This window comes from Trinickia sp. Z7, from assembly GCF_056498045.1.
Genome location: NZ_JAUEQW010000002.1, coordinates 1 through 12058, shown reverse-complemented (window position 1 = coordinate 12058; position 12058 = coordinate 1). Strand labels below are relative to the sequence as shown.

Sequence of the window (12058 nt, the reverse complement as noted above, 5' to 3'; positions counted from 1 at the left end):
GGGTACGTGGCCTTGAGGCCGCCGTACCCCGTTTTTTTATCGCTGGATCGAGGTTCGAGTTACTGCGTTATTGCATTATTGCAAAACGACCGTGCGCTCGCCGTTGATGAATACGCGCCGCTCGATGAAAGCCTTCACCGCTCGCGCAAGCGTGATGCATTCGACGTCGCGCCCCACTGCCAGCAGCCGCTCGGGACTATGCGAATGATCGACGCGCTCGACCACTTGCTCGATGATCGGCCCTTCGTCCAGGTCGTCCGTGACGAAATGCGCCGTCGCCCCGATAAGCTTCACCCCGCGGGCGTGCGCTTGGTGATAGGGCTTTGCGCCCTTGAAGCCGGGCAGAAACGAGTGATGGATATTGATCGCGCGGCCCGCCAGCGTGCGGCTCGTCGCTTCAGACAGAATCTGCATATATCGGGCGAGCACCATCAGCTCGGCGCCCGTCGTATCGAACAGATCGAGTAGCCGCGCTTCCTGCCGCGCTTTCGTGTCGGCGGTCAACGGCAAATAGTGAAACGGCAGCCCGTGCTGAACGGCCATCGGCTCGAGCGTCGTATGATTCGACGCAATGCCGACGATGTCCATCTTCAATTCGCCCATGCGCCAACGAAATAGCAAATCGGCCAGACAGTGCTCGAGTTTCGATACCATCAGCAGCACCTTGGGCCGCACATTCGCATCGTGAATCGCCCACGTCATATCGAATGAAGCGGCAGTCGGCGTGAATTCGGCTTTGAGCGCCTTCAGATCCAGCGGCGCATTCTGTCCGCGCGCGCCGTGAAAGACGCAGCGCATGAAGAAGCGCTCGCTGAGATCGTCGTCGAAAACCGACAACTCGTCGATATAGCCGCCGTGTTTGTCGAGCAGCGCGACAACGGCCGCGACTTGGCCCGCTGCGCTCGGGCAAGCGAGCGTCAGTATGAATTGATGAGAACGGTCAGGTGTGGACATAGGAATAGCCCTGGTCTCCATGAGAAAGCGCGCGATACCCGTATGCGTACCTTCGCGCGGCATATGCCAGTAGAGCAGGGCGCGCTTCGCGACGATAGAACCGAATCGCCGTGGCGATGGTATCCGGGCGTCAGTGCGCGCTCAACGGCAGTTGGAACCGAGACACCGCCTCGCCGAGGCGCCGGCTCTGATCTTCGAGCGACACGGCAGTTGCCGACGCCTCCTCGGCCAACGCCGCATTGCGTTGCATCGCTTGCTCCATGTGCGAGACCGACGCATTGACTTGCTCGATGCCGATCGACTGCTGCTCCGAGGCGAGGCTGATCTCGGCGATGATGGTGCGCACGCGATCGACGGCGTCGGTAAGTTCGGTCATCGTCGCGCCGGCCTCGCCGACGAGCGCGCTGCCGCTGTCCACGCGCAGCGTCGAATCGCCGATCAGCGCTTTGATCTCCTTCGCGGCCGCTGCGGAGCGCTGCGCCAAGTTGCGCACTTCGGAGGCGACGACCGCGAAGCCGCGTCCGTTTTCTCCTGCGCGCGCCGCTTCGACCGCTGCGTTGAGCGCGAGAATGTTCGTTTGAAACGCGATGCCTTCGATCACGCCGACGATACCGGCGATCTGCGTCGAGCTAGCCGAAATCGCATTCATCGTAGAGACGACACGCGCCATGGCGTCGCCTCCCTTTATGGCAATTTCGGCCGCGTTGCCCGCGTAGGCGCGCGCGCTGCGCGCATTGTCGGCCGTTTGCCGCACGGTGGCGGTCAATTGCTCGATGCTGGCCGCCGCTTGTTCCAGCGATGACGCTTGTTCTTCGGTGCGATCCGACAACTCCATGTTGCCGTGGGCGATCGTGCGCACGTCGCCTGCAATGGCTTCGGCGCCGGCGCGCACTTGGCCCACCGTTTGCGCCAATCCGGTTTGCATTTGGCCGAGGCGGGCGAGCAAATGCCCCATTTCGTTGGCGCGTTCGACGATGACGTCGTGGGTCAGATCGCCTAGGGCGATCCGATCGAAGTGTTCGACGGCCGAATTGACCGGTGTAACGATGGCGCGAGCCAGCCTTCGTTGCATGAGCAAACCGAGTATCAGCGCGATCGCGGCGGCTGCGCCAAGCACCCACAACGCGCGATGAAAACGCGCGTCGGCTTGCTCGAAACGCGATTTCTGTCGAGCCAATTGCACGTCTTCCAATGCCGTCATCGCGTCTTGATAGTCCGCGAACAATGCGGGCGACGCCTCGCGCTGCGTCGCGAGGAAATCGACCATGTTGTCGCTGTCCAATTGCGACAGCGCCTTTTGGAAGGTCTGCGTCAACAGCGTTTGGCGGCGTGCAAGCAATGCTTCCAGAATCTTTTGCTCGGCCGCGTCGGGCGCATGCCCGTGCTGGTAGGCGGCGAGTTCCTCATTGCTTTGTGCGAGCAATTGATGAAGGCGGGCAATCTGCTTTTGCGCAGGCTGACCCGCGCTGATCAATTGTTCGACTTCGCTCGATCCGCCGCGCAACATGAGCAGCCGTTCGGAGCTCGTTTTCAAGTGCAGCAGAGAGGCCGTATCGTCGCGATACATGGCGGCAAGATCCTCTCGGCCGGCGTAAAGCAGGGCGAGCGCGCCCCCGATGACGAGCATCAGCAACGCCGTGTAACCGGCTATGGTGGCGGCAAGGCCGCCTCGAATCGAAAGCGATTTGAACATGGCGATACTCGCGTGCGGGCGTTCAGGAAAGCGCAAGGAACAGCGCCTACCGCAGGAATATCGGCACCCCAGCTGCGCGCCTATTGTCGATAGGCGACAGCGGCATGATCAATTACGACAAGGACGCGAAGCGGATGCGGCGCGAACGGTGCGAGCAAGACGATGGCGAGCAGGGCAAACGCTTGATCGCCTATGGCGAAAATTCGCCGTAAATCGACGATTGCTGTCAACTACTGAAAACAGTAGTGAAAACCGTCAGATCAATTGGAATTAATCCTCGACCGTGGCAAGAAATGCCTCGACCGAGATCATTGCGCCCGCATTCGCCGGCGCCGGACGTTCGGCTGGGCGAAACACGGCATCGCCGCGGCGAATCGCCCGGCGAGAGACCACGCACGTTCCCGACGAATTGGCCGAACGGCGCCGCCACCGCTGCTCACCGTAGTGACAGCGGCCCGGCTCGACCCAGCGAATGATCAGTGTGGTATCGGATTGTTCGAGTATTTCGATTTGGACGCGGCTAGCGTCTATGGCGCAAGACTTTTTTGTCCTCATAGCGGCTCCTGGCATCGAGCCCCCTAAATGTATTCGGGTCCGGGCTCAACCGCTATCGTTATATCCGTAGAAACACCATTCTTAAAACGGAAACAATCAAAGCGCCGCTACGCTAATTTGCACACTTTTATGCACACGATATCGCAACGGCGTTGTTTCGCGACAACTAATGCGCCGGCCGCCGATATTAGGCCTCGGTATCCGGTGGCATGCGTTCGGTCAAAAGCGGGAGGGGCTATAGGGCCGAGGATCGGTAAATGGCGTTTCCCCCATCATCATTTCGGCAAGCAGCTTGCCGGTGACAGGACCCAACGTCAGCCCGTGATGCGCGTGGCCGAAGGCGAACCACAGCCCGCGATGGTGCTCGGCTTTGCCGATCACCGGCCGCATATCGGGCATGCAAGGGCGCAGCCCGAGCCAAGGCTGGGCATCGAGGCGTCGGCCGAGCCCGAATGCCGGGCGCGCGTATGCTTCGGCGCGGGCAAGTTGCACGCCCGTGGGCGGAGCCTCGCGCGCCGCGATTTCGACGCCCGTGGTCAGGCGCAGCCCTTGTTGCATCGGTGCAATCACATAACCTTGTTCGCGATCGAGAACCGGCCGGCCGAGCGGCGCGGCGCTGGTCGCTTCGTAGTGCATGTGGTACCCGCGTTTGGCGCGCAGCGGGATGCGATAGCCCAGCGGGGCGAAAACGGTATCGGACCAAGGGCCGAGGGCCACGACGACCTCGCGCGCGGTGATCGGGCCGCTCGTCGTCTGCACGATCCAGCCGTCGCCTTCCACGCGCGCGGTGGCGGCGTCACCGGTCAATACACGGCCGCCGGCGCTTTGGAATAAACCGGCATAGGCCTTGGTGAGCGCGCCGGGGTTCGTCACGCGCGTCGGATCTTTCCAATGCAGGCCGCCGCAGAAGACGCCCGAGAGCGCCGGCTCCCGGCCGTGCAGCGCCGCGGCGTCCAGCGTATCGAGGTGCAAGCCTTGCGCGTCGGCGATCTGCTGCGCTCGCTCGGCGGCGACGGCGAACTCGCTGGGCGTTCGAAACGCTTCGATCCATCCGCCGTCATGAACGAGGGCGCGTGCATCGGCGCCCGCCCGCGCAATCAGCGCCTCGTGTTCGTCTACGCATGCGCGGATCAGCGGCAGCATGTCGCGCGCGGCCGCGGCCAAGCGGTGCGGCGCCGACTCGTACCAATATCGTGCGAGCCAGGGCAAGAATGACGGCAGCCCCTTGTAGTCCCAATAGAGATCGGTAGAGCGATTGCGCGCGTACCGAGCGAGGGTGCTCAAACTGCGCGGGAAAGCGTAAGGGACCACTGCCGAGCGTTCGATCAGCCCGGCGTTGCCGAAACTCGTTCCTTCTCCGGGGGCGCGGCGATCGACGAGCGCGACGCGGCGCGAGCGATCCTGCAGATGAATGGCGCAAGACACGCCGACGATGCCTGCGCCGAGAACGACGACGTCGAAATCCATGGGGTGGCGTCCGTGTTTATCGATGGGATTCAAAAGCGGCGTGCGCCGCGCCGGCTTTGCGAAGCATGCGCCGGCCGGGTCGGTTCGGCGTCGGGTGCGGCAATGACGAGATCGGTAGCGGCTATCGCAATGCAGGGCAAGATCCATCCCTCGCCCTGTTCCTCGCGGCTCACGCCGGGCCAATCGATTCGATAGCTGACCTCTCCCGACACGAGCTTGCACAAGCACGTGCGACAGGTTCCGTTGCGGCATGAGCGCGGCAGCCGTACCCCGGCGCAGGCGGCCGCCTCGAGCAGCGTAAGAGAGGCGGGCGCTTCGAAGCGGTAGCCCTGCGGGTCGATGCGAACGATGGGGACGCGAGTAGCAGACGATGCGGTCATGGGCCGGGCGAACGGGAAAGCGCGAAACGGTACGAGTTGCCTTGTCGGAAGGCGGACCCGCCCCGGGATTTCATCAGAAACGAAAGGAAAACGAAAGTGGCGGAAGCGTCGAATGCAAATGCCATGCCGTTTTGTTGGATCAATGGCCGATTTCGCCAGATTGGCAAGGAAAACTTGCTCGTCTGCATAAAAGTCCTAGAGTGTATTCAATCGGCGTGGATGTCGCTATGTCCCTGCCGGCAGCCCGCGCTTCCAGCAAGAAGGAAGCACCTCCCACCGGCGCGGTTATCGGCGTGTTTTCGTCACGGCAAAGGCGAATCCCATGCAGATCAGTTTTCCCAAAGAAGCCCCCGAGTATTCGGGGCGTGAGTTGATCGTGGCGTTTCCCGCGGTGGTAAACGGGGAGCGGATTTGGTGCAGCATCACGGCGGAAGCGCTCGAAGACCATTTCGGCGCGGCGTCCCCGCGACTCGAAGATATGGTCGGCGCCTTCGACGCGCATCGTCAGCGGATCGAAGCGGCCACGCGCAGATTGCTTTCGGAGACGGGCGGGCAGTGCGCGAGGCTGCGCAGCGGCTACGTCCGCTTTTACGAAGCCAACGCTCGCGCCTGAACGCCGGTTTGTGCTTATCGGCGGTGCACCTGCGCCACACCCTCGCCACGCCGGCGCTCGCCGCGTCGCGGCGGCCTCGTTGCGCGTGCCGCCCGCGGGCGGCGCTCCCCGGTCACTCCGAGCCTAAGTAAAAGAAACGGAACAGGAAGATGGCGGCGATGATCCAGACTACCGCCTTCACCTGCCGAGCGCGACCCGTCAGCAGCTTGAGACCCGCATAGGTGATGAACCCGAAAGCCACGCCATTGGCGATGGAATAGGTAAACGGCATCATGAGGGCGGTGAGGGCCGCGGGCACGACCTCGGTGGCATCGTCCCAAGGCAAATCGGCCAATTCGCGCAACATGAGGCAGGAAACATAGAGTAGCGCGGGCGCGGTGGCATAGCCGGGCACGACGCCGGCCAGGGGCGCAAAGAACAGGCACGCCAGAAACAATACTGCGACGGTGATCGCTGTGACCCCCGTGCGCCCGCCGGCTTGCACGCCGGAGGCGCTTTCGATATAGGCCGTCGTGGAGGAGGTGCCGAGCAGCGAGCCGGCGACGATAGCCGTGCTGTCGGCAAGCAGCGCCTTGTTCAAACGGTCCATCTTCCCTTGCACGAGCAGCCCGGCGCGATTGGCCACGCCCATGAGCGTGCCGGTTGCATCGAACAGTTCGACGAGGAAAAACACGAGCACCACGTTGATGATGCCGGTGGACAGCGCGGCGCGCACGTCCAGATGCAAGAGCGTGGGGCCGATCGACGGCGGCGTCGACATGACGCCGTGAAACTCATTGCCGCCAAAGAAGAACGAGAGCACGGTCACGCCGAGAATCCCGATCAAGATCGCGCCGCGCACGCGCAGGAAATCGAGCGTCACGATGGCGAAGAAGCCGATCGTCGCGAGAATCGCGGCAGGCTTGTGCAGATCGCCGAGCGTGACGAGGGTGGCCGGGTTGCCGACGACGATGCCGGCCGTCTTCAGCGAAATGATCGCGAGGAAGAGCCCGATGCCGCCGGTTATGGCGACGCGGATCGAGCGCGGTATGCCATTGACGATCACCTCGCGCACGCGAAACAGCGTCACGATCAGAAATAGACATCCGGAAATGAACACGGCGCCGAGCGCCGCTTGCCAAGTGAAGCCCATGCCCTTGACGACCGTATACGCGAAATAGGCGTTCAGTCCCATGCCTGGTGCGCAGGCGATCGGGTAATTCGCGTAGAGGCCCATGATCAACGTCGCAATGGCGGCGACGAGGCACGTGGCGACGAAGACGGCGTCTTTGGGCATCCCCGCATCGCCGAGAATGGCTGGGTTGACGAAGATGATGTAGGCCATCGTCAGAAAGGTCGTGACGCCGGCCAAGATCTCGGTGCGCAGGTCGGTGCCTGCCTCTGCGAAGCCGAAGTAGCGTCTTGCCGATTCCAGCAACGAAAAGGCTTTGGCTTGTTCCATGGGCGCGTGTCTCCTGTCGTATGTTGCGCGTAGCTGAAAAATCAGCCGCACAGTGTAATGGCGATTATTGGCGCAGGCCAGCCGCGGCATGCACGTCGCATGCCGCATGGCGCCCGAGGAGGCGTGGCGAGGGCTCAGCGGCGATTGAGCAGGGTGGAGAGCAGGTCGATCGGAAGCGGAAAGACGATGGTGGAATTCTTGTCGGCGGCGATCGTCGTCAGAGTCTGCAGGTAGCGCAGTTGCATGGCTTGCGGCTCGCGCGCAAGCGTTTGCGCCGCCTCCAACAGCTTTTGCGACGCTTGCAGCTCGCCGTCCGCATGGATGACTTTGGCGCGGCGCTCCCGTTCGGCTTCGGCCTGGCGCGCGATGGCGCGAATCATCGACTCGTTGATGTCGACGTGCTTGATCTCCACGTTCGACACCTTGATGCCCCAGGCGTCCGTTTGCGCGTCGAGGGTTTGCTGAATGTCGGCGTTCAGCTGCTCGCGCTCGGCCAGTAACGCATCGAGCTCATGCTTGCCGAGCACGGCGCGCAGCGTCGTTTGCGACAGTTGACTCGTCGCTTCGAAATATTTCGCGACTTGAATCACGGCCTTTTCCGGGTCGACGACGCGAAAGTACACGACCGCGTTGACCTTCACGGACACGTTGTCGCGCGTAATGACGTCTTGAGGCGGGACGTCGAAGACGATGGTGCGCAAATCCATGCGCACGGCCTGCTGGACGACCGGAATGATCAGGACGAGCCCCGGCCCTTTGACTTTCCAGAAACGCCCGAGCATGAACACGACGCCGCGTTCGTATTCGCGAAAAATGCGGATCGACGAAGCAATGACGACGAGGACGATCAAAAGCAGCAACGTGCCGAAGCTGTAGGTGAATCCGATCATGGCGACACTCCTTTTGGTAGTTCTTCTATGGGCACGACCGTGAGCGTCAGCCCCCGCCGGCCGGTGACGCGAACGCGTGCGCCCGGCGCGATCGGTGTCGGCGCGCATACGCGCCAGCGCTCACCGTGCACGCGGGCCCACCCGACGTTCTCGCTGCCGGGCTGGCCATCCGCCGGCGCCAGGGGGCCGTCGATGATCTCACCCAGACTGCCGATAAAGGCTTCGCTTCCGGTGACCACGGGCCGCCGTCGCGCGCGATAGGCGAAGTTCGAAACGAAAAAGACGAAAACCACCCCGACCGCGGAGATGGCTGCGATCAAGGAGAGCGGCACCCCATAGCCGGGCGCCTCGGTATCGATGAGCATCAGCGCTCCGGCGGCGAACGCCACGATGCCGCCGAAGCCGAGCGTGCCGAACGTCGGCAGGAACGCCTCCGCGATCAGGAAAGCGATGCCGAGCAAGATCAGCGCAAGGCCGGTATAGCTGATCGGGAGCAACTGCAATGCAAATAAACCGATCAAGAGGCAAATGGCGCCGGCAACGCCCGGCAGCACGAACCCTGGATTGGCGAATTCGAAAAAGAGGCCGTACATGCCGATGGTCAGCAAAATCAGCGCGACGTTCGGGTCCGTGACGACCGCCAGCACTTGGCTGCGCCAGTCGGGTTCGAGCGTGACGACGGCGGCGTGAGCCGTTGCCAGTACGTGCGGGCCGCTCTTGGTCTCTACCGTGCGGCCGTCGAGCTTGCCGAGCAGATCGGGCAGATCGCGAGCCGTGAGGTCGACGACGTGCTGTTCGAGCGCTTCGTTGGCAGATAGGCTGACGGCCTCGCGCACGGCGCGCTCGGCCCACTGGGCGTTGCGCCCGCGCAGCTGTGCGAGTCCACGAATGTAGGCGGCCGCGTCGTCGATCTGCTTGCGCGTCTCGGTCGATCGCGAATCGGTGGCGACTGGGGCGGAAGCGGCTCGGGTTCGGCCATCGGGCGCGTTCGGCGTCCCAGGCGCGGCGCCGCCCGGCCCGCCTAGCTGGATCGGCGTGGCCGCGCCCAGATTCGTGCCCGGGGCCATCGCCGCGATGTGGCTGGCATACACGATGTAGGTACCTGCGCTTGCCGCGCGAGCGCCGCCAGGCGCGATGAATGCGGCCACGGGCACGGACGAACCGAGTATGGCCTTGATGATCTGCCGCATGGAGGTATCGAGCCCGCCCGGCGTATCGAGTTCTATGACTGCAAGTTGCGCCCGCTGCGCCGCGGCTTTCGCGAGCGAGCGTGTGATGAAGTCGGCGCTGGCGGGACCGATGGCGCCGATCACAGGAATGACGACGACCCGGCTATCCGTGGCGCCGGGCCCGCTGACGGGCGCCGCCGCCCCGAGGCCGGCGCACACGCATACGTAGGCTAGAAGGGCAACGCAGGTCGCAAAGCGGCGAACGAGCCGTACGCGCGTGGCTAGCGGTGCTTCGAGCGCCGACGCAATCCTCGGCAACGGGTGGGTGTTCATCGTTTTCACTCGGCGCGGGGTGGCGCCGCCGCCGGCGGAACGGCTGCCCTAACGGTTAAAGATTAGGACGATTCCCGGGGCTTCGCTAACAGACGACGGTGCGAAACCGAGCGCAATCTGCTGGCGAGGGCGGTCGACGATCGACGCACCGCGAAGTGGCGGTTGCTCGCCGGGTGCGTCAAAAGGTCCGCCCGCCGCGCCGCGTTCGTCTCTGGGCCGGTATGATCGATCCTCTTTGTGTCGATGCACCGGTGGGAGGATGGCGTCGTGCATGTCGGTGAGCGTTTCAACAGCATTACCCATCTCGTGGGCACGGTCTTGTCGGTGGCCGGCCTCGCCGCCCTCGTGACCATGGGCGCCGTGGAGGGCGATGCGTACAAGGTGGTGAGCTTCAGCGTGTACGGCGCAATGCTGTGCGTGCTGTACGCCGTTTCGACGCTTTATCACAGCGTGCGCCGTCCACTGCTGAAAGCCGTTCTGCAGAAATGCGATCACGCCGCGATTTATTTGCTGATTGCCGGCAGCTACACGCCATTTACGCTCGTCACGCTGCGCGGGCCGTGGGGATGGTCTCTGTTCGGCGTGAGTTGGGGACTCGCTGCGCTGGGCATCGCGCAGGAACTGACGCTCGGGCGGCGCACCCGCAGCGTCTCGATGATGCTTTACGTGTTGATGGGATGGCTTGCGCTGGTGGCTTTCCGCCCGTTGATCCATGCGCTTCCCCCGGCTGGGACGGCGTGGCTCCTTGCCGGCGGCGTGATATACAGCGCCGGCATCTACTTTTTCATCAACGACGAGCGCATCCGGCACGGACACGGTATTTGGCACCTGTTCGTGCTCGGCGGCAGCTTGTGCCAATTCGTCAGCATCGCGGGATATGTGGCGTGACTGCCGGCCAGGATTTTCGTCGATCCACCAGCACTAGGCGCCCCCTTGCCAGCCATCGTTCCATCGATGGCTGGCAGAGAGGGGCCGATCTTGGCGATTGTTGCCGCGGGCGGCCTGTCCATCGAGCAGGCTGGCGCGCGTCGGTAGCCTCTCGCCGTTGCGCCAGATCCACCGCGCGAGACCTCGTGCTTTAGAAGATGGATCGTCCGGAATACGTTGTCAGCCATTCCAAAGCGAGTGTGCCGGCAAGCGAATTCCCATTGGCGTCGAGGCCCGGCGACCAGACGCAGACGGCCATTTCGCCGGGCAGCACGGCGACGATTCCGCCGCCGACGCCGCTTTTGGCCGGCAGGCCGACGCGAAAAACGAAGTCTCCGGCGGCATCATAGGTGCCGCAGGTCAGCATCAGCGCCGACAGGCGCTTGGCCGGGCTGGGATCCAATACTTGTTCTTGCGTCGCGGGCGACACGCCGCCATTGGCGAGGAACAGGGCCGCGCGCGCCAGTTCCACGCAATTCATTTCGATGGCGCACTGGCGGCAATAGGCGTCGACGACGGTTTCCGGGGGCATTTCCAGGTTGCCGAAGCTCGCAATGAAATGCGCCATCGCGCGATTGCGCTCGGCATGCTGCAGTTCGGACTGCGCGACGCGGGAGCTGTAATCGATATCCGGCGCACCGGACAGCCGCCGCACGAATTGCACGAGTGCGGTTTCGGCGCGCACGAAGCGTCGGCACAGCACATCGGTGACAACTAGCGCGCCGGCATTGATGAACGGATTGCGCGGCAGGCCGCGCTCGGTTTCGAGCTGCACGAGCGAATTGAACGCCGTGCCCGACGGCTCGCGCCCGACGCGTTGCCAGAGGGCGTCGCCGAGCAATTGAAAGGCGAGCGTGCAGGCGAAGAGCTTGGAGATGCTCTGAATGGAGAAGCGCTCGTGCGCATCGCCGACGGTAAAGACGTCCCCATCCAAGGTGACGACGGCCATGCCGAAGCGCTCGGCGGGCACCTTGGCGAGTTCGGGTATGTAATTGGCGATGCGGCCTTTCGTTCGCCATGGGGCGATATCACGATAGATCTGCTCGAGAAGGTGCGCGTAGTTCGGTTGCTGGCTCATTGAGTGGTTCGTTTCATAGGCCGATACATAGATCGATAGGCGCGAGAGGCCTCGCCGCGGCCTTTGCCCCTTGCTTGAACGGGGCGCGATGACTCGCGGAGCCCGTATGGAACCCGCAAGCGCACGGTGTCGTCAAGGGTTGCGGTGTGCGCCGGGCGGGCCCTCGTTGATAGGCTCGAAATGGCCGCCGCGTGCCGCTGCGAAATTTCGCTTGCGGCGCGTTCGGAACGCGCCTAGAATCACGCCCTTTCGCGCAGTCGATGCGACTGAGCGAAGGGAAGCGGGGCCTTGTGGCGAGTGGGTTTGCGCCGGGGTTGCAGGGGGCAGGTGCGGTGGCGGTTCGATAGCGTGAGCGCTAAAAAACAGTTGACGTGATGTGAAAGACTCTGCATAATCTCGTTTCTCTGCTGCTGACGCAGCAACGCAAGACAGGCGGTGCTAGAAAGGCTTCTTTCGGTGCTGGTTGGTTGAGCGACGCGATCTTTAAAAATTTACAGTCGATAAGTGTGGGCGCTTGATGGCGAACGCGAGGTTGGGTCTTCGGATCTGGCCGATAAG

11 protein-coding genes are annotated in these 12058 nt (G+C 63.3%); 2 read left to right on the top strand and 9 right to left on the bottom strand.

What is annotated here, in order from left to right:
- Positions 1-75 precede the first annotated feature (75 nt).
- From purU to QQS38_RS04125, 5 genes are all read right to left on the bottom strand, one after another.
- On the bottom strand, positions 76-954 hold the full coding sequence (gene purU, locus QQS38_RS04145; protein ID WP_479644113.1) for a formyltetrahydrofolate deformylase: 879 nt from the start codon (positions 952-954) through the stop codon (positions 76-78).
- Positions 955-1084: 130 nt separating this feature from the next.
- On the bottom strand, positions 1085-2647 hold the full coding sequence (locus tag QQS38_RS04140) for a methyl-accepting chemotaxis protein (protein WP_479644112.1): 1563 nt from the start codon (positions 2645-2647) through the stop codon (positions 1085-1087).
- Positions 2648-2917: 270 nt separating this feature from the next.
- Complete coding sequence (locus QQS38_RS04135) at positions 2918-3202, bottom strand: DUF3331 domain-containing protein (protein WP_277428966.1); 285 nt, start codon at positions 3200-3202, stop codon at positions 2918-2920.
- Between the two features lie 219 nt (positions 3203-3421).
- Positions 3422-4669: an NAD(P)/FAD-dependent oxidoreductase gene (locus QQS38_RS04130; protein ID WP_479644111.1), complete on the bottom strand. Its 1248-nt coding sequence runs from the start codon at positions 4667-4669 to the stop codon at positions 3422-3424.
- Between the two features lie 29 nt (positions 4670-4698).
- Complete coding sequence (locus tag QQS38_RS04125; RefSeq protein ID WP_479644110.1) at positions 4699-5049, bottom strand: 2Fe-2S iron-sulfur cluster-binding protein; 351 nt, start codon at positions 5047-5049, stop codon at positions 4699-4701.
- A gap of 322 nt (positions 5050-5371) precedes the next feature.
- Between QQS38_RS04125 and QQS38_RS04120 the strand changes: the two genes are divergently transcribed.
- Positions 5372-5662: a DUF1488 family protein gene (locus QQS38_RS04120; RefSeq protein ID WP_479644109.1), complete on the top strand. Its 291-nt coding sequence runs from the start codon at positions 5372-5374 to the stop codon at positions 5660-5662.
- 112 nt (positions 5663-5774) lie between these two features.
- Here the strand turns inward: QQS38_RS04120 and QQS38_RS04115 are convergent, their stop codons facing one another.
- The 3 genes from QQS38_RS04115 to QQS38_RS04105 form a co-directional block, all read right to left on the bottom strand.
- Positions 5775-7076, bottom strand: a complete 1302-nt coding sequence (locus QQS38_RS04115; protein WP_479644525.1) for an NCS2 family permease — start codon at positions 7074-7076, stop codon at positions 5775-5777.
- 161 nt (positions 7077-7237) lie between these two features.
- Positions 7238-7993 carry a slipin family protein gene (locus QQS38_RS04110; RefSeq protein ID WP_479644108.1) on the bottom strand — a complete coding sequence of 252 codons (756 nt, stop codon included), beginning with the start codon at positions 7991-7993 and terminating at the stop codon, positions 7238-7240.
- Complete coding sequence (locus QQS38_RS04105; protein ID WP_479644107.1) at positions 7990-9495, bottom strand: NfeD family protein; 1506 nt, start codon at positions 9493-9495, stop codon at positions 7990-7992. The genes QQS38_RS04110 and QQS38_RS04105 overlap by 4 nt, the downstream gene beginning before the upstream one ends.
- A gap of 267 nt (positions 9496-9762) precedes the next feature.
- Here QQS38_RS04105 and trhA point away from each other — a divergent pair, with 267 nt between their 5' ends.
- Positions 9763-10383 (top strand): PAQR family membrane homeostasis protein TrhA, encoded by a 621-nt coding sequence (gene trhA, locus QQS38_RS04100; RefSeq protein ID WP_479644524.1) that lies wholly within the window; start codon positions 9763-9765, stop codon positions 10381-10383.
- Between the two features lie 190 nt (positions 10384-10573).
- Here the strand turns inward: trhA and QQS38_RS04095 are convergent, their stop codons facing one another.
- Entirely contained in the window at positions 10574-11500 is a 927-nt protein-coding gene (locus tag QQS38_RS04095) for a glutaminase (RefSeq protein ID WP_479644106.1), read from the bottom strand.
- Positions 11501-12058: the final 558 nt, after the last annotated feature.